We start from the raw sequence: 18,175 nt of genomic DNA on the forward strand, positions 1-18,175 counted from the left end.
TGAGAAAAAAATTAATCCGCCAATCGTTTATATCCTAAACACGAATTATTCGTATTAAATTTAGGGGGTAGTTGATGATTGGTGTATTAACCAGATTGCGTTGTATTTTTCTGGTGATAATGTTTTGCGGTGCTTCAGTGGTTGCCAGCTCTGTTGAAGCCGTCACATTACAGTTTGATATTCCCGCGCAGTCTTTGCCTAGTGCACTGGATCAATTTTCTCGTCAAAGTGGTTATCAGGTTTCTTCAGCCAGCGGCGTGTTAGAGCGCAAAACTTCTCGTGCGATCAAAGGGCAATACAGCATTGAACAGGCTATTACGCTGATCCTTAACAATCAATCGCTCGATTGGTTCATTAGCGGCACCAATATCCTTATTACGGCTAGAACCAATGGCGGTGTTAGTAGCACCGTATTACCAACGGTAAAGGTGCAAGGCAGCTCCGTCAATCGCGCTTCTGAGCGTGTGTATGAGGCAGCTGCCTCACAATCTCATATTACTCAAAAGGAAATTCAACGCACTCGCGGCTCTTCGGTGGGGGATATTTTTCAAAGCGAAAGCGGTGTTTTAGTTGGCGAAAACCGCAATTCAGGCGGACTCGACGTTAATATTCGTGGCATGCAGGGGCAAGGACGAGTGCCTGTTTTGCTCGACGGTAGCCGTCAAGAAACTACGGTTTATCGCGGATATGCTGGGGTGGCTAGTCGTACTTATATTGACCCCGATCTCATTGGCGGTATTGATATTCACAAAGGCCCTGAATTATCTGCTCAAGGTAGCGGTGCTACTGGTGGCGTGGTTAGCGTTAGAACATTAGACGCTAGCGACCTCATTGCAGGTGACGGCGATTTTGGTGGTCGAGTTAGAATGGGCCTGATGGGAAACACGACTAACGGAGCAGTCGCTCCGGGCACTGAATCAGGGTTTAATCCTGTTGGTGGTGATAATGGTGCCTATCGGATTAATTGCAGTTCACCGTCGTTGTGTGAAGGCCCTTATGACATTAACAAGGCCTTTGGTTCGCCAGATACACTAGATCGTCCGGATTTACTTGCCTTGAAAAGCTGGTCGGCGAATATCGCTTTTGCTAAACGATTTGAAAAAGTCGATCTCATTCTTGCTTACGCTGAACGCGAGCAGGGCAATTATTATTCTGGCAGTGATGGGCCTGCACCAACGTTAGATATTTCAAATCAAATCAATCGCGGTTTTTGGACTGAAGTGCGTCCTGAGCTGACCGGAGTTAGTCGCTTTCGCGCCGAGGAGATGATTGCTAACAGCAATTATCAAAGTCAATCTAGCTTGGTAAAAGGACAGTTTTATCTCAATGACTATCAGACATTAAAGTTAGGTTGGCAAAGCTACGACAGTACTTACGGTGAGCTAATGCCTTCACAACTTGTTTGGTTTGGGCAAGTGCGTCAGACGCCTGGCAGTACGGTTAAGGCCAATACTTACACCTTGCGCTATAACCATCAATCTGAGGCCAGTGATTGGTTAGATTTAGAAGCCAATATATGGAAAACAGACACCCAAAGTACTAACCACAGTTATAGCGCAGATATTAGCGGTGGTTTGGCTGAAACTGAAGATTATCAGCGATGGGGTGGAGACTTTACTAATACCAATCGCGGTGACACTTGGCGCGTGTCATATGGTGTGTCTTGGCAAGAAGAAAAAATCGATACAAAACCAATTGAAGGCAATGCCACTGCGTTTGGTCGTGACGGTACGCGCAGTGAATATGGTGCTTTCATCAATGTTAATTGGCAACCTATTCCTACAGTTAATATCAATACTGGGCTTCGTTATACTCGTTTTGACGTGCTTGACAATAAGCCTGTTGTCGTTAGTGAAGGCAGTGAGTTTTGTCAGATAATTGCTGGAACACAAGAGTGTCAGACATTACGTAATGAGAACGATTATTCTGGTAGCGCACCAGTGCTAAGTATGGCGTGGCAGGTTAGTGATACGTGGCAATTGTATGCACGCCATTCTCAAGCCTTAAGAATGCCGAGTTTATTCGAAAGCTCAGCGGGATTCTCTACCCAGCCTGCGTTAGATGTCACATTAAAGCCTGAACATGCCAAAAATAATGAAATTGGACTCAACGGTATCAAGGACAATTGGTTAATTGCAGACGATCGTTTTCGCATTAAATTCGCTTACTTTAGAAATCGCACCGATGATTATTTAACGCGCACCTCGCCCAACCTTTGGGAAGATGAGTCTACGCGTATTTTCTTTGTTACACGTAACATTGACAGCGTTAAGTTTTATGGCAGTGAATTGAGCGCAGAATATGACGCAGGGCGCTTCTATGTCAAAGTTGGCGCGACGCATTATCACTTTATCGAAGTGTGCCATTACGGCAGTTTTCGCCGTGAACGTTGCAATGACTACGGCATCGCTAATTCGTATATCAATAACATGATCCCACCAAATCAGCACGCTAATGCAACTATTGCGGGACGGTGGTTGGATAAAACATTGGAGATTGGTACGCGTTTGACCTGGATGGGTAAGCGCAACGAAGTCCCTGAATTCGACGATCAAACCCAACAAGGGCGTTTACAGCCAATTGCTTGGCACAGTTATCAGCTCATCAACCTATTCGCTAGTTATAGCTGGAATAAACAACTCGATATCGATTTGAACATCGATAACCTTACTGACAAATATTATTTAGACGCACTGAGTCTCGGCTTAGTGCCTGCTCCAGGGCGGACAATGCGTCTTAATTTTACCTATCGCTTTTAAATTAATAACAGGAACTCAATAATGAAAAAATGCGTTAATCCATTTGCATTGACCGTTGCCAGTTCACTCGTCCTGATGCTGACGGGATGTGGTGGTTCAAGTGACACTAAAGTGACTCTGCCGCCGATGGCTGTTGCGCTTATTTCTCAAGACAAAGTTAATATCAATGAGAGTGTCAACCTTGATGGAACTCAAAGTATTTCGCCAAATGCAGGTGTAAGTCAGTGGACTTGGATGGTGGACTCTGCACCTGCTGATAGCATTGCTAAACCAGCTGAAAATGCGCAATCTACCACGTTCACTGCCGATAAAATTGGTGATTACACCTTGTGTTTAACGGTACAAGATGATCAGAAAAGTAGTGCGCCAAATTGTCAGCAGTTAACGGCGGTTAATCCTAATCCAACGGCAGTTTCTTTAGCTGAAATGGGTTCTAGTGTGGGTGATCAGGTGCAATTAGATGCCAGTAACAGTTTGCCACCAACAGAAGGCGATGCCAGTGCATTATCTTATCAATGGAAATTGATTAAAAAGCCAGAAGACAGTGCTGCTGAGCTCGACGATGCTGGATATGTTAAACCGCGTTTAACTACCGATATTGAAGGTGATTACGAACTAGAGTTGGTTGTTAGTTATCTCGATAAGGTTAGTCCCGCGATTAATGTCGTGATACGCGCCTCGGCGTTAAATGCTATTCCAAATCCAGAATTTACTATCACTGGTGGCGATGCGGACGGCTGGGTATTGGGAGATACCGTCACCTTAGATGCGAGCGCGACAGTCGATGCGGATGGTGATGAACTCGAGTATCGCTGGTTCTTGGGATCTGCTGAGCGTCCTTTCGTGCCAGATGGCTCAAGCGCAACATTAGATAAGCACACCGGTAAAGTAGTGACATTTACCCCTGATAAATTTGGTCAGTTTAGCGTTGAGCTAGCGGTATATGACGGCACTATTCGTAAAACAGTAAACAAGCGTATTGAGGTCAATCAGTTAGCGAGCGATCACGTTAACAATAAGCCAATGGCAAAAGTGGGCGCTAACTTTACAACTGGCACCTATGAAGTTGAGCTAGCGGATACCCTGCAATTATGGGCATTTGATAGTGTCGATATTGAGACAGGTAATCCTTATTACATGATGTATGAATGGGAACTATTGTCCTACCCTGATGGTTTTGACCCTGCGACAGCTGATTTAGCAAATCCATTTGCGCCATCACTATCTATGCCTGTTGCTGGTGATTATACTCTGCAGCTTCGCGCTAATGATGGCGTTGAGTGGAGTGAGCCAGTAACTGGAACTTTTACTGCGCTTGTCGGTGCCAATCGCAAACCTACTGCTTCAGCTAAACTCGCCGGTGCAGGGAATGCAGCACTAATCGGTCAAACTATTACATTTGATGGTGGCGAGAGTAAAGATCCTGACGACAATGAGCTGACGTACCACTGGACACTAATCGATAAGCCAAATGGTAGTACTGCAGAATTAAAAGATGCTAACAAAGTGACACCGTCGCTAGTGGCTGATAAAGCTGGTGCTTATGTTGTTGAAATGCATGTCACCGATAGTCATGGCGCAAGCAGTGTCGGTGGCTTTGCTGGACCACAACGTGTTTTAGCTATGGCAAAAGCAGAAAATAACTTGCCTATTATACGTCCGCAATTAGAGCGTGAGTTTTCTGATGAACAACCACTAGTTGTCTATCCTGTTACTGATTTGGTGTTCGATGCTGACACGGGTAATTTTGATCGACGCTCGCTTAATTCATCGGTTGTCGTAAGTAGTGATGCGTTCGATCCTGATGGTGATCCATTGAGCTACTTATGGCACTTAAAAGAATCACCAGAAAGTAGTGAATTGGTGCTTCCGGCTAGTATTGCAGGTTTTGGTTATAGCCATAGTCTATGTATGAATGGACGTCGTGTAACAAGTGATGGTGAATACAAAACCAATAAAGAGTTATTTGAAGGCGTATTAGCGATGCGTGAGTGGACTTGTCAAAATATCGGTTTTGCACCGTCTATAGCAGGAGACTATGTCGTGTCGTTACAGGTATCTGATGGCATTGAGACTACCGAGGCTGTAGAGTTTGCTATACCAGCCGTTGCACCTGCGGATTATCCTACATTGCTACTCGAAGACTTACATGACTCTGTAGTTTTGGGTCTTGATGGTTTACGCCGCCAAGCAGGCATGTCACATCGTCAGAAGTTGTTCCCATATAACGTAGCAGAAAAGAGTAACTTCCCGATCTTTAATTCGTACCTTAATGCTAATGGGGATACTTTAGCAAAACGTTTTACGTTAACTGCATTTGATCAAGATTACACTATTACTAACTTGAAAGCGGTTTCGCAAGATGACTTTACCGCTAGCTTTAAAGGGCTCGAAGATGGTCAAGTGATTAAGCAAGGTGAGTCTGTGACTTTCGATTTAATTATTACCTCGCCAACTGATGTAACAGTTAATCAATTTGACTCTACCAATGCCGGTGAAGAATTACATTGGTCGTTTGAGATTGCACAGCGCCCTAACTGGACATTCGATTACTCACCTTATATTTACGCGTCTCGCGCTAGCGAATAGACCTAGAAACTCATCCAATAAGAAGCAAGTAAAAGAGACGTCCGAGACGTCTCTTTTTTTACGCCAACATCTTGCCGCACACTTCTTTGTATAACTTAGTGGCGACCATAGCGGTCATGCCGTTGATATCCCGCTGTGGGTTATATTCTACGATATCAGCACCGATAACAGGTACATTAAGCGAGTGAATGACATCAAGAATTTGCCTCACGCTTAAGCCGCCGGGCTCGAAATGGGATACGCCGGGCGCATAAGCGGGATCTAAGGCATCTAAGTCGATAGTGATATACACAGGTTCATCAATATTAATTTGTTCTGCACCACGCCAGTTAGTCATCTCGTGTACTTCAACGTTAAACTTTTCGGCTTGGTCACGTTGGTGTTGGTTTAAAGTACGAATACCTATTTGCACTAAGTGATTTGCAAGTTTGTTCTCCATAATCCGCGCGAACGGGCAGGCATGGGAAAGCGGGTTGTTATCTAAAATATCGTACAAATCAGGATGAGCATCGAAATGTAGAATCGTAAAACTGCCGTGATATTTCGCCAGTGATTTAATAATAGGGTAAGTCACCGAATGATCGCCACCGAAGGTAAGTGGCTTGGCGCCTTGCTTACCAATAGCGTCTATCGCTGTTTCTAGATTATCAAAAGCCTTGTTGTCATCAGAGCAATCGACAACGCCTGCATCGACAATTCGAGGGTTATGATTGAGCTCTTGCCCGAGTTCAGTACTGGAATTGGCGGAGCCGCACCTCATCATTTCACGAATTGCAGCGGGCCCTTCGGATGGCCCACGCAGATGCGATGAATTAGCGTCGAAGGGCATATCCAATAGTGCGATATCGTCTTGGCTTAATGGTTTCTGTGGAGGTGTTTGCATGGTAGTCATTTTTGTATTTAGTGTGACTACTACTTTAATGAGCTTAGGTGAGTGCAGCTACCGCCAAATAGCGGGAATTGGTGACTAATTTTATGCAAAGTGACGGTTGGGACTAGCGCTGAAAAAACGAATTTAGAACGATGTTTGTGTCGGTATTACTAATACCGTCGATAGTGCCAAAATGAGCGAGTATTGCGTCGAGTTTAGCGACGTTAGCGACAGATAACTCGATAAACAAATCACCTTGGCCGTTAATTGCTGCGCAGCGCGTCACCTCTGGTATATCCTCAAGTTGAGCCACCACATCGTCAAATGCCTTAGTATCGACCGTTAACGTACCAATCACTGAAATTGCCTCGATACTATGACGGTTAACAATGGCTTTGTAGCCCGTAATCACCCCTTTATCTTGCAAGCGGTTTATCCGCTCAGTCACAGTGGTACGAGACAAATGCACCTGCCGCGCGATCTCGCTGACAGGCATACGCGCGTTGTCGGAGAGTAGTTCAATAATGCGTTGATCTTTGGCGTCTAGTTTCATGATTATTTTATTGTCGTATCGAGCTGAACTAATTGGTCTTTATCAACATAATACAAATGGAATTCGTCGGCTTTCTTTATAAGTACAGTATCGTCCTCGATGATACGGTAATGTTCAATGTTTTTGAGAAGCTGCTTTAGGTTCTTTCCATCACTATCTGAGACCCAGAAATCGGACTTATCTTCATCATCTAAAAAGCCATCTTGATTTGAGTCTTGAGGTATCAAAGTATATAAATTTTTACTGAGCAGATAAGCGTGTTCTGTTTTTTCTGTGTTTTTCAGCGAGGTATCTGCTATCAATGTATGCGATTTCAATAGCGGATAGCTACTTCCGTCAACACTAGTGAATAGTATGTTGACGGTGTGATGACTGAGGTAACTAAAATTGTTTTTTCCTGAATTTATAATGAGTGGGGCAATTGAACTTTCGCGATTCTCTTTTTGTTGGATTTTTATTTTATCCGACAAGATCTCAAATAGAAATTTGTCTTCTAATTTAGTTAGATACCGTTTCTTATAATCAATATTAGTCGTTTCTTTCGTATCATTGATCACTGTAATTGGCTGGTTGTAATGATCTGATTTAGTTAAATAATTTATTCCTTTTATGATTAATATAGCTGCTAAAAGTAACGCAACTAGTACTGCCCCCGAGAAGAAAATAACTCTGTTAGCTTTATCAATAAAGTTCATGAATTTAGACGACATTAAATAATCCTTATTTTTGCTTAGTCATTAAGTGGTTGAGGTGTCAGATAAGGGGCAACAATACCCAATAACCCTATGGAATGTCGAGGAAAAACAGTTACTTTATTTACACAAAGACTCCTTGTTTTAAATCAATATTGCGGCGATGGTGAAGTGCTAATTTATTCCTAGAAACTAAATAATCTCTAGGAGAGCACGACAATGAGCGCGATGTTTTTTATGCCGTCAATGAATTTAATGGGCGAGGGCTGTGTTAATGAAGCCGTTGAATTTATCAAATCACAAGGTTTTAAAAAATGTTTGGTAGTGAGTGATACCGTACTGAATGAAATCGGTGTGGTAAAAGGCTTTACCGACTTACTCGACACCGCAGATGTGCAAAGTGTGGTGTTTGATAAGGCCCAGCCAAACCCTACCGTAGGCAATGTAGAAGCTGGCCTTGCTGTGCTTAAACAACACGACTGTGATTTTGTTGTGTCATTGGGTGGTGGTTCGCCACACGATTGCGCTAAAGGTATTGCGCTGGTGGCTACAAATGGTGGTGATATTAGTGATTATGAAGGTGTCGATAAATCGGCAAATCCACAGCTGCCATTAATTGCTATTAATTCGACCGCCGGTACGGCATCAGAAATGACTCGTTTTGCGATTATTACCGACGAAGTTCGACACGTGAAAATGGCGATTGTCGATAAGCACACTACGCCAATTTTATCAGTGAACGATCCATCGATGATGACAGGTATGCCGCCGTCATTAACCGCTGCAACAGGTATGGATGCGCTAACACATGCCATTGAAGCTTATGTATCTACGGCAGCAACTCCACTCACCGATGCAGTTGCACTCAAAGCGATTGAGCTAATCAATCGATACTTACCAACCGCTGTACAAGATGGTAATAACATCGAAGCGCGTGAAAATATGGCGTATGCCCAGTTTATGGCTGGCATGGCATTTAATAACGCATCATTGGGCTATGTTCATGCAATGGCGCATCAGCTGGGCGGTTTTTACGACTTACCACATGGCGTGTGTAATGCGGTGCTATTACCTCATGTCCAGCGCTACAACGCGCAAGTTGTGCCGCAACGATTAGCAGATATTGCTCAGGCAATGGATGTTGATATTAGCGGTTTATCAGCTGAGCAAGGCGCTGAAGTGGCTATCGCGGCTATTGAAACACTGGCCAAAAACGTTGGTATTCCTGCTGGGCTAAAAGAACTAGATGTGCTTGAGAAAGACATTGCAACCTTGGCTGATAATGCGCTTAAAGACGTGTGCGGTTTAACTAATCCGAAGCAGGCTACTCACCAAGAAATTAGTGATATCTATCTCGCCGCAATGTAATGTTGAAGATATAGTGAGTAGCAATAAAAAAGGAGCTAAAAACTAGCTCCTTTTTGACTATTGCTCTTCGCTATTATTGTTATTTCAACGCTGGTTTATTTGATTTGACCAGCAGTACATTGTTCCCATTTACTGAAGCTGCTGTTGCTAGCACCTAACCAGTTTTCGTACACGAAAGTAATCTCTGGGATTTCTTTAATGTTGAATGAGAAGTGGAAGCCTTCGCCGCGCTCTTCGGTTCTTACACAAGGAATAGCTCGCATCCATGTTTTGAACTCAAGCGTTTCCCCTTTCTTAATGACTTGGCCTTCTTCAAGGTTTTCGAAACGTGGTGTTAAATCATCTAAACCGCCGTTAATGTGGCTAACTTTGACGTTTTCGATGGTGTAATCACCGTCTACGGCTTCAAGTGCCCATGCTATAGCGCTGTCTTCTTCGATTGGACGAGTTGCTGGACTAAATACATTTCCATAAGGTGGTTTATTTTCGTATGGAAGTGGGTGCCATAAGTCACCGCTTGAGCTAACGTTGCGCAGACGTACGCCTTTGGCGTCTTCAAAGCTATCTACTTTTACAACGAAATCGTATGGGTCGGCGTCGTCAATTAAGTCAGTCGCGTAGTAACGGAAGGTGTATTCTCCTGGTTTGGTAAATACCTTACCACGAGTGTTAGCACAGGAATCGTCGCTTGGTGAGCTAGTAAATTCGCCGCCTTCTGGCTTTTTGATTAATTCATTTTCAGTGTGCTCGAAAATATCGATTTCATCGCCATCAGAGTCAACGACTACTGGGCGGTGTAATAACGACATACAAGGAAGAATTTGGTAGTAGTTTTCCCCTGGATTCAAACGGCCCCAGTTACGCGCCCAAACTACTGAGCGAATTTCTGGTTTAGTGTTCGAGGTTTTTGCAAAGCCAGTATCTTGTTCGTAAGACTTAGCGCGTAGACCGCGATCATCTTCAACGATTAGGCGTGCCGTGTAAGAACCTGGAACGTCAGTTTTCACAACAGCTCGGCGTAGCTCGCCACTTTCTGGCTCAATAACTGGTGTGATAACTGCTTTACTACCGTCTGGTTTATCGGCTAATTCCCAGTGGAAAGTCATAGGATCGCCGTTACGATCACTGCTTGATGCGTCAAACACTAGGTCTTCACCAACAAGCACTGATTGGGCCTTCACATCGACACTTCGGGTTGATGGTTGTGAGTTAACTTGGCCGATAAGTGCTTGCATATTGGCTTCGGCGGTAATTTGGTTGACGCCATCTGAGATAGTCATGCGTACACTGTATTTACCGACAACGTCAAGTTTTTGAATTTTCTTACCAAGTGGTTTCCAGCTACCGATGTTAACGAGTTCTACAGTACTATCAGCAGGCTTTTCAATTAGCTCAGCACTAACGATTTGTAGCGGTTCACCTTCTGGATCGTAACCAACAAAGTTAAACTCAGCGCGACGACCAACTTCTTGTTCGCCAACACTGTATGAAGGGAAGTAGCCCGTTGCTTCGATTTTACCAACTGGTGGTTGGTTAGTTGTTACCGCAGGATCTTTTTCTACGGTGATAGTCACTTCTTTATCTTCGCTCTTACGTTCGCCGTCAAACACAAAGAACTTAAGTTTGTATTCACCCGCAGCCACAGGTGTGAAGCGCACTGTATCTGTTTTAGTGTCGAATAATTCTGGTACTGGTACACCACGCGGATCGACTGGAGAGTAAGACCAAGACCAGCGGTACTGCAACGATTCGCCTTCTGGATCGCTACTTGCACTGCCATCAATAACTACTTCTTTACCAAGTGTTACTGTCATATCTTCGGCTTTAGCCATCGGTTGTGCGTTACCCGAAGCTACTTTAACAGTGACTTCAACAGGTTTACTGCTGGTGTCTTCGAACTTAACAACTAGCTCAAGTTTGTATTCACCTTCTAGATCTAGGTTAATGCTCGCCTGTGCTTCATTGCTATTACTAATGTAACCCGCACTGTCAGCTGGCTTTTCTTTTAGCGTCCATTGGTAAACAAGGTCACCTGATTTACCTGTTGGTAAAGTACTCTTACTCGCGTCTAAACCGACGTTTTCAGTACCTAGTGTTACGCTGTAGTTGGTTTCTGAGTGAGCTACTGGATATGGGCTAGTCGCAGTGATTGTCATGCGCTTAGCTTCACTTTGCTGTTTGCCGTCATTGACGATTAGGCTTACAACATAGTCACCAGCGAGATCGGCAGTAAAGTCTGTTGTTTTCTCGTCGGTATTCGCTAGCTCGGCCATGCTCAGATCTGGACGAGAAATCATTTGCCACGCGTAAGTTAAGTTAGCATCACGCGGTGTAGTACTTGTACTGGCGTCAAGATTAACTTTTACGTTGCCATCTTTAAGAGAAAATGTGCTCTCTGTCGGTGCTGACATTGCAAATGCCGCTGTGGGTTTCTTTGGCGTGCTGCTGCCACCACAAGCGGTGAGCATGAGCGACAAGCCTATCGTGGCCAAGAGGCCAAGCGTTCGTTTCATTAGTTATTCTCCAGTTAAAATTGAAGGTTTAAGCCAAGGCGTGCAGTTCTGCCGGGGGCAGGTACTAGACCAAGGCTTAAAGCGTCGATGTAATAGCGATCTGTGACATTGTCGACAGTGAAATCGATTGTTATGTCGTCGCTGAATTTGTATTTAGCGTATAGGTCGAGTAAGCGATAACTCTCCCATAGCACCGGGGGATTAAAGCCTGTGTTTGCGTTGTAACGCGGCACTGAATTACGTTTACCGATGAAGGTTGCACGTGTGCCAAACTCGAGTTTTTGGTTGAGTAATCGGCCACCCAAGTGCAGCGTTGCCTGCCATTGTGGCGGGATCATATTGTTGATATAGCTGTGCTCAATGCCCCAATCTGTACACGCGAAACGCACCTCGGTGCCGTTGTGACATACTTCTATCAAGTTGTATTTGGTGCCTTTGAATTCGATGAGCCATTTGGTGGCGTCGTAGCTGACATCTAATTCAATACCTTCAAGATCTAAGCTTTCGATGTTGCGCAAACGGAAGAAATCGAATCCTTGTTGGCGCTCTTCCCATGCATTACGGCGGGTGCGAGTGATGTAGTCGTCAACGTGATTGTCAAAATAGGCTAATTTTGCGCGCAATTGATGCTGGTTATTAAATAGTGATTTATCGACATAACTGATGCCAATTTCATTATTTTTTGCGTGCTCGGGATTAATAGGGATATCGAGAGCAGGGCTTACTGACCAGCCGGATGTGCTTTCGAATAGACTCGGCATGCGCAGCGCCTGAGCGTGACGTAAATACATCATGATTTTGTCAGTTGGTTGCCATGTAATTGCAACTAATGGTGCACTACCCGAATGATCGTTTTTGTAGTTTACTGGCAAACATCCGTCGTTACCGTCTGATACGCAGGCTGGATCGCTGGTTTCCAATGGCAACGGATTGCTGTCTTTCGATTCAAATTTGCTGTATCGGATCCCTGCATCTAGCGTCCACTGTGGCATAAACTGCCACTTTAACGCACTAAATGCGCTAAATTCGCGACGCCAGCCCTTACGTGAGCCCGCGTAAAACCCTTCGGCTTCTGGCGTGTCTGTATCCATATCTTCCCATTGACCTGAAATGCCGTAATTTAAAGTCATATCACCCCATTGGAAGAAGCGCATACTATTGGTGATGTCGATACCCCAGCGCTGGTAATTATCTTGACGTTTAGTGTTATCTTCTAAATCGACCGAACCGACTCCCGGTGTGTTTAACACAGTCGTTGCGTCGGTATGCCAAAGGTTTGCACGTAAATCAGCCCAATCGTATTCGACAGGTTGCCAACGATAGCGGGCGGTGTAAGTTTTGTTGAGAACTTCACTGTCTAGCCACTGTCTGGCTTGCCCAAAGCGCAAAATTTGCGATGGCATCATCTCACCGTAAGCACTGTCATAACGGATATGGCTTAACTCAACACTTTGATCTTGTGGTAGGAAATAACTGCCTTTTAGCAGCAGTGATTCACTGGAAAAATTGGTATTGGGAATGCGCTCTGCGCCGCGAAAACGCGAAATGTATTCTAGCTTGACGGGGGTATCTGTTTTCCACGGGAAGACCTGAGGTTCGCCAATGGTTAATTCTGGCGTAGTGCCTTTGGTGCCCGAGTAATAATTGCCTTGCTCGCGTTTGGCATAGGCGACAACGATATCGCCCCAATCGAAACGCTTGCCGCCCGCTAAGCTGGCTGCATAACTATTGAAATTAAACAGTCCGGGCCTATCCATACCTTCTTCTGGTGCAAAATGCTCAGGCATTTTTGTGCGCTCAGGGCAGCGCGATGCAAAGCGACAATCGGAGAAGTAAACGGCTGATGAAACAATGCGCGCCGACTCTTTGTCGATACGTGTAGATCCATTTGGAATGTAGTAGCCAGCGTAAGTCCCTGCCGCTGGCGTTGATGATGTGTTGCCAACGCCAGAGACACGCATTCTAAAACCGGATAATTCTCCTTGTTTTACAATATCTTCGATGCCAAGCGTATTAACGCTCACCATACCGCCTGTAGCACCAGTGCCTTGAGCAACCATAGCAGGCCCTTTGACAATTTGTAAGTTGCCTATTAAATCGGGATCGATATAGCTGCGACTCGATACACCTGCATAGCCGCGGTACACCGTGGTTTCTTGACGACTGCCATCGATCAGAACAGGTACACGCCCTTGACCTTGCATGCCGCGAATATTGACATCGAGCCCGCCCGAGTTGCGGTTTTCACTGATTATTACACCCGGAGTGCCTTGGAAAATATCCCCCACCGATGTGCCACGAAAACGCTCAATAGTCTCTTGGGTAATGACATTGACAGAAGCTGACTCGCGGTAGGTTTTATCTTTGAGTTTAGCGCGCTGGCTTTCAACGGTGATGGTATTGAGCGTTGTACCGTCGCCATTGCCGCCAGCTAGTGACTTCTTTTTGATTAGCCATGCGTTATCGGTCACTTTAATTGGCATTAAATCGGTATTCTGCAACAGAGTGAATAACACTATATCGGCGCTGAAATTGCCATTGATAGCACTAACAGAAATACCCTCAACATCTTGCTGAGCATAAGACAAGGTGATTTTGGCTTGTCGCGATAGTTGGTCAAGAACATCGTTTAATTGACCAGCTGGTAGACTTACTTTCAATGGCGCAGTAGCAAATGCAGGCGTCGCAAGAGGAGCGATGCCCAAGGAGAGAAATGCGGTGATATACAGTGATTTTGTGACGCGATTAAGCATGTATTTTCGGCTCTAAAATTCAATTGACACTTATAAGCCGAATGAAAAATAAAAAACCGTAAATAAAATTGAGAATTATTTTTAATTAGGTGAAATTGTTGCCCAAAATCGAGTTAAGTAGCGTACTTTGGCACCTGCGCTTAAGGCAATAGTTTTGAGAATAGTATCCATATCTGCCAGTTGATATACCCCTGAGACAAGGGTGTTATCTAACTGTGAATCGCACTTCAGATACCCCGGATAATAGCGGCTCAATTCCTGTAGAAATGATTTCATGGGCATGTTGCGCACCGAAAAAATACCGTCAACCCAACTCGTATAATCAAAAGTATTGCTATTGAGAGATTCAACGCGATGTGCATCGACGCGATAGGTTTTCCCTGCCTCAATGGTTAATCGATGTTTCGAACCTTTGGCTAGCAATGAAGCCTTACCCTGCGAGACTTGAACAATGGCATGATTATTTGTGCGTCTGACAAAAATTTTACTACTCGCTGTTTTGAGCTGTCCAAATGGCATGTCGATGTGCAGTGGCGAACGTGCCTTTGCAACCGATAACGTCATTTCTCCACGGGTAAGTGCTAAATCACGTCTAAGGGGAGAAAAGGCAACTTCTACAGTGCTATCCCGATTCAGCCACAGCTCGCTATTGTCTTCTAGAATGTGAAAACGCGCATTACTACTCGATGCATAGTCTGCTTGAAGGTGCTCTAACGCCCCTTGGCGTTGGGCAACTAACGCGACAGCGCCAACGGCTAGTGCTGAACCTGCAACGCGTTTAATGGCTTGGCGGCGAGTCACATCTTGGTAGTCGGCGTCAGTTTTTATGAGCGTGTGTTTGACTAACGTTGAGGTCGTCGGTGTGTTAGAAAACGTTTGGTTAATGCGAGTGAGTCGTTGCCACGCAAGCTCATGGTCGGGATTTTGGGCGCGCCATTGGTTACAAGCATTGATGGTTGATAGAGGGCTTTCACTTGATTCAATTTGTACATGCCAATTAATGGCTTGATGGACAATTGCCTCGTCAATAGGCTGAGTATCTGCAGAGTGTTGCTGTTGATTCATTCGCTTACTACTCTTGGGGGTAACTTGCTTTGTAACAGGCCAACATGGCTTTAGCGACGTATTTCTCTACGGATGAGAGACTTACACTGAGCTCTGTGGCAATAACGCGGTAGCTTAGGCCGTCGAGTCTTGCCATCAAAAATGCTTGTTTTTCTATTGGTCTTAGGCCATTAAGCAATTTATCGATTTGTGTGAGTAAACTAAATACTAGCCATTGCTCTTCGCATGAAGGTTGTTCTGCTTCCGGTAACGTTGCGAGCATGGCGAGATAGTTCTTTTCTAATAATTGTCGCCGAGCTTGGTCAACCAATAAGTTGCCAGCTATTTTGGCGAGCCAAGAGCGAGGGCTTTGAATTGTCTCAATGACTTGAGGTCGATTGAGTAATCGAATAAAGGTATCTTGAGCTAAGTCTTGGGCACAGTCCCAGTTTGGCGAGCGCCTAGCAATCCAGCGCACCAACCATTGGTGGTGTTCTTGATAGAGTTTGTTTAACCCTGCATTAGCGTCAAATTTGCTGGCCAACAGCTACTTCCTCAACCGCATTAGAAAAAATGGGTCGCAATTGTAAATGATATTGATTATCATTTGAAGTCTGTAGGGCGACTATTTTCAAGTTTATTGAAAAAAAAGCTGCGTTAAATCGTCTTTCGTTCGTCATTAATAATAAAGCAATCAATACAAAGGGCTTGTCTATGCCTAGCAAAAAATGGCTTAACGCAGTTGTGTTAAGTGTCATGGGGTATGTTTTCTGCGGCGCGGCTGTAGCCAATACCGTTACACCTGTCCACGACTTGTCACCGTGGGGAATGTATTTAGCGGCAGATGCCGTTGTTAAGTCCGTTATGATCGGTTTGGTGATCGCGTCGTTGGTCACTTGGACTATTTTAATTTACAAGACAGTGCAATTACGCAGGGCAAAAGGGCATAGCGAGCGACTGCTAACTCATTTAATCCAGTGTGAAAGCTTCGATAATATGAATATCGAGCAGCAAGAGTCACAGGCTATTCGTCTGATTCAAGCCTGTCATCAAGAATTCGGTTTGAGCCTTAATGGTGTTGTTTCCGAAGCTGGCTTAAAAGAGCGAGTTAATGCTCGCCTTGAACGTATTAAAGCGTCAATTATTGCTCACACTAACCAAGGAACAGGAATTCTTGCAACGATAGGATCGGTTGCTCCGTTTGTCGGATTATTCGGCACTGTGTGGGGCATTATGAATAGTTTTATTGGTATCGCTGAAAGCCAAACAACTAACCTTGCCGTTGTTGCTCCGGGTATCGCCGAAGCGCTTTTGGCTACGGCCATGGGCTTGGTCGCGGCGATTCCGGCAGTAATGGCTTATAACTACTTCACTCGAGTAATCAGTGGCTATAAAGCGAATTTAACTGATATCAGCAGCGCGTTAATGATCTTACTGAGCCGCGAACTAGATCAGCAAAACGATCACGCCAAAGCGCTTAAATTATCGATTTTCACTTCGCAAGATGAGCAGGAAGAGATTGTTGAATCGCAAACAGATACTGAATCGACAAATACCGAAACCAGTGATTCTGATGAGCAAGTTGAAAAGACTGAACAATCCAATACACAAGAGGTTTTAGTAGAGTCGGAGTCTCAACAGTCAAATAAAGCACCATCTGCAGCGGAGTCGATTAGCTAATGGCATTTAATATGCAAAATGACAACGATGAATTTCAAGAGCAACACGAAATCAACGTCACGCCTTTTATTGATGTTATTTTGGTACTACTGATTATTTTCATGGTGGCGGCGCCACTTGCGACCGTGAGTGTGCCAGTCAATTTGCCAACCTCTACTGCCAGTAAAGAAGCGCCAAAGGCCGAGCCAGTTTATCTGACGTTGCAGCAAGATTTAACCTTAACGCTGGGCGAAAAACAGCAGGTTAGCCGTGAACAATTGACAGACCAACTATTGGCTAGTGATATTGGTATTGAGCGCCAAATTTATTTACGCGCTGACAAATCGGTACCTTACGGTGAACTGATGCAAGTGATGAATGTTTTAGCGCAAGCTGGTTACGTCAAAATAGCCTTAATGGGGCTAGAAGCTGCGGCTGAAAAGTAATCATGAATCAATTGTTTAAGGCATTGGCGCAACCTAAATGGCGCATCGCTCGTTGGGTATTGGCGGCAATTGCTGCTATTGCTGCTCACGCTGTGGTGATCGCTATTTTTTTGTGGCGACCTGATGCGTCACTTCAGATTGCGCCTGCTGCTGCGCCACAAATCTTTCAGGTTAGTATGGTCGCAGCTCCCAAAACAACCATGAGTCAAGAGCAAGTTGAGCCACAACAAGCTGTGGTGCCACAGGTTCAACAACGGCAACCTAAAGCTGTGGTTAAGCCGACTGTTGAAACCGTAAAACCGGTAAGTGATATCGCCTCTGACTTTGTGATAAAAAAAGTAGACAAGACTGAGCAAAAAACAGAGTTAGAACCACCAGAAGTACCTGCCGATAAGCCAAAACCCATTGTTATCGAGCCGAAAGAGCCAGAGAAGGAGCAAAAGCAGGCCGTTGAGGAAACTGCACCTGCGCAACAAGCTCAAGCCAGCAGTACACCATCGTTAAGTCAGGCAAAAGAAGCGCCGCAAGCATCTGCGCCGCGTGTTGGGGCGCTTAGCGAAATGGATGCACAAGCCGTTATTAGTTGGCAAAATAATTTAGCAGCACATTTAGAGCGCCGAAAGCGCTATCCCAGAGCGGCGCAAATTCGCGGTCAACAAGGTGTACCTTGGGTGAGTTTTACCATGGATCGCCAAGGCAAGGTGCAGGATGTGAAGTTGCATCGACCAAGTGGTGTAGAGGTGTTAGATCGCGAAGTCATCGCGTTAGTTAAGCGGGCTCAGCCACTACCAATACCGCCAGAAAATACGCCTGATAGAGCGTTGTCGGTTACCGTACCAGTGGCGTTTTTTATTCAATAAAGCCGAATGTAAAAAGGCGCTAATTGCAACAATTAGCGCCTTGTCAATGTGTAAGCATAGTTAACCTA

At 44.9% G+C, this 18,175-nt stretch carries 13 protein-coding genes; 6 read left to right on the top strand and 7 right to left on the bottom strand.

Annotated features, from left to right (window positions below):
• Positions 1-74 precede the first annotated feature (74 nt).
• Together MHM98_RS13290 and MHM98_RS13295 are read left to right on the top strand one after the other, a co-directional pair.
• Positions 75-2,759 carry a TonB-dependent receptor gene (locus tag MHM98_RS13290; RefSeq protein WP_239439834.1) on the top strand — a complete coding sequence of 895 codons (2,685 nt, stop codon included), beginning with the start codon at positions 75-77 and terminating at the stop codon, positions 2,757-2,759.
• A gap of 21 nt (positions 2,760-2,780) precedes the next feature.
• Complete coding sequence (locus tag MHM98_RS13295) at positions 2,781-5,348, top strand: PKD domain-containing protein (protein ID WP_239439835.1); 2,568 nt, start codon at positions 2,781-2,783, stop codon at positions 5,346-5,348.
• Positions 5,349-5,406: 58 nt separating this feature from the next.
• Here the strand turns inward: MHM98_RS13295 and speB are convergent, their stop codons facing one another.
• From speB to MHM98_RS13310, 3 genes are all read right to left on the bottom strand, one after another.
• Positions 5,407-6,231, bottom strand: a complete 825-nt coding sequence (speB, locus tag MHM98_RS13300; RefSeq protein ID WP_239439836.1) for an agmatinase — start codon at positions 6,229-6,231, stop codon at positions 5,407-5,409.
• A gap of 112 nt (positions 6,232-6,343) precedes the next feature.
• A complete protein-coding gene (locus MHM98_RS13305) occupies positions 6,344-6,772 on the bottom strand; it encodes an Lrp/AsnC family transcriptional regulator (protein WP_239439837.1) in 429 nt (142 codons plus the stop codon).
• Positions 6,773-6,774: 2 nt separating this feature from the next.
• Entirely contained in the window at positions 6,775-7,482 is a 708-nt protein-coding gene (locus MHM98_RS13310) for a hypothetical protein (RefSeq protein ID WP_239439838.1), read from the bottom strand.
• 201 nt (positions 7,483-7,683) lie between these two features.
• Between MHM98_RS13310 and yiaY the strand changes: the two genes are divergently transcribed.
• Positions 7,684-8,832 carry an L-threonine dehydrogenase gene (yiaY, locus tag MHM98_RS13315; protein ID WP_239439839.1) on the top strand — a complete coding sequence of 383 codons (1,149 nt, stop codon included), beginning with the start codon at positions 7,684-7,686 and terminating at the stop codon, positions 8,830-8,832.
• A 95-nt stretch (positions 8,833-8,927) separates the two neighbouring features.
• Here yiaY and MHM98_RS13320 read toward each other — a convergent pair whose 3' ends face one another.
• The 4 genes from MHM98_RS13320 to MHM98_RS13335 all read right to left on the bottom strand — a co-directional run bounded on the left by MHM98_RS13320 (position 8,928) and on the right by MHM98_RS13335 (position 15,686).
• Positions 8,928-11,345, bottom strand: coding sequence for a PKD domain-containing protein (locus tag MHM98_RS13320; protein ID WP_239439840.1), 2,418 nt, complete (start codon positions 11,343-11,345; stop codon positions 8,928-8,930).
• Positions 11,346-11,359: 14 nt separating this feature from the next.
• On the bottom strand, positions 11,360-14,098 hold the full coding sequence (locus tag MHM98_RS13325) for a TonB-dependent receptor (protein WP_239439841.1): 2,739 nt from the start codon (positions 14,096-14,098) through the stop codon (positions 11,360-11,362).
• A gap of 81 nt (positions 14,099-14,179) precedes the next feature.
• Positions 14,180-15,163, bottom strand: a complete 984-nt coding sequence (locus MHM98_RS13330) for a FecR domain-containing protein (protein ID WP_239439842.1) — start codon at positions 15,161-15,163, stop codon at positions 14,180-14,182.
• 7 nt (positions 15,164-15,170) lie between these two features.
• A complete protein-coding gene (locus MHM98_RS13335; RefSeq protein WP_239439843.1) occupies positions 15,171-15,686 on the bottom strand; it encodes a sigma-70 family RNA polymerase sigma factor in 516 nt (171 codons plus the stop codon).
• Positions 15,687-15,856: 170 nt separating this feature from the next.
• Here MHM98_RS13335 and exbB point away from each other — a divergent pair, with 170 nt between their 5' ends.
• Genes exbB through MHM98_RS13350 form a run of 3 tightly spaced genes read left to right on the top strand, consistent with a single transcriptional unit; the run spans position 15,857 to position 18,107 of the window.
• Positions 15,857-16,822 carry a tonB-system energizer ExbB gene (exbB, locus tag MHM98_RS13340; RefSeq protein WP_239439844.1) on the top strand — a complete coding sequence of 322 codons (966 nt, stop codon included), beginning with the start codon at positions 15,857-15,859 and terminating at the stop codon, positions 16,820-16,822.
• Positions 16,822-17,247, top strand: a complete 426-nt coding sequence (locus tag MHM98_RS13345; RefSeq protein ID WP_239439845.1) for a biopolymer transporter ExbD — start codon at positions 16,822-16,824, stop codon at positions 17,245-17,247. Before exbB ends, MHM98_RS13345 begins: the two co-directional genes overlap by 1 nt.
• Before the next feature lie 2 nt (positions 17,248-17,249).
• Complete coding sequence (locus MHM98_RS13350; protein ID WP_239439846.1) at positions 17,250-18,107, top strand: energy transducer TonB; 858 nt, start codon at positions 17,250-17,252, stop codon at positions 18,105-18,107.
• Positions 18,108-18,175: the final 68 nt, after the last annotated feature.

This window comes from Psychrobium sp. MM17-31, from assembly GCF_022347785.1.
Taxonomy (GTDB): Bacteria; Pseudomonadota; Gammaproteobacteria; order Enterobacterales; family Psychrobiaceae; genus Psychrobium.

Excerpts from the sequence above, each read along its gene's own strand:
- exbB (WP_239439844.1), top strand. The coding sequence starts at position 15,857 with ATGCCTAGCAAAAAATGGCTTAACGCAGTTGTGTTAAGTGTCATGGGG.
- MHM98_RS13325 (WP_239439841.1), bottom strand. The coding sequence starts at position 14,098 with ATGCTTAATCGCGTCACAAAATCACTGTATATCACCGCATTTCTCTCC.
- MHM98_RS13350 (WP_239439846.1), top strand. The coding sequence starts at position 17,250 with ATGAATCAATTGTTTAAGGCATTGGCGCAACCTAAATGGCGCATCGCT.
- MHM98_RS13320 (WP_239439840.1), bottom strand. The coding sequence starts at position 11,345 with ATGAAACGAACGCTTGGCCTCTTGGCCACGATAGGCTTGTCGCTCATG.
- MHM98_RS13310 (WP_239439838.1), bottom strand. The coding sequence starts at position 7,482 with ATGTCGTCTAAATTCATGAACTTTATTGATAAAGCTAACAGAGTTATT.
- speB (WP_239439836.1), bottom strand. The coding sequence starts at position 6,231 with ATGCAAACACCTCCACAGAAACCATTAAGCCAAGACGATATCGCACTA.
- MHM98_RS13305 (WP_239439837.1), bottom strand. The coding sequence starts at position 6,772 with ATGAAACTAGACGCCAAAGATCAACGCATTATTGAACTACTCTCCGAC.
- MHM98_RS13295 (WP_239439835.1), top strand. The coding sequence starts at position 2,781 with ATGAAAAAATGCGTTAATCCATTTGCATTGACCGTTGCCAGTTCACTC.
- MHM98_RS13330 (WP_239439842.1), bottom strand. The coding sequence starts at position 15,163 with ATGAATCAACAGCAACACTCTGCAGATACTCAGCCTATTGACGAGGCA.
- yiaY (WP_239439839.1), top strand. The coding sequence starts at position 7,684 with ATGAGCGCGATGTTTTTTATGCCGTCAATGAATTTAATGGGCGAGGGC.
- MHM98_RS13290 (WP_239439834.1), top strand. The coding sequence starts at position 75 with ATGATTGGTGTATTAACCAGATTGCGTTGTATTTTTCTGGTGATAATG.
- MHM98_RS13345 (WP_239439845.1), top strand. The coding sequence starts at position 16,822 with ATGGCATTTAATATGCAAAATGACAACGATGAATTTCAAGAGCAACAC.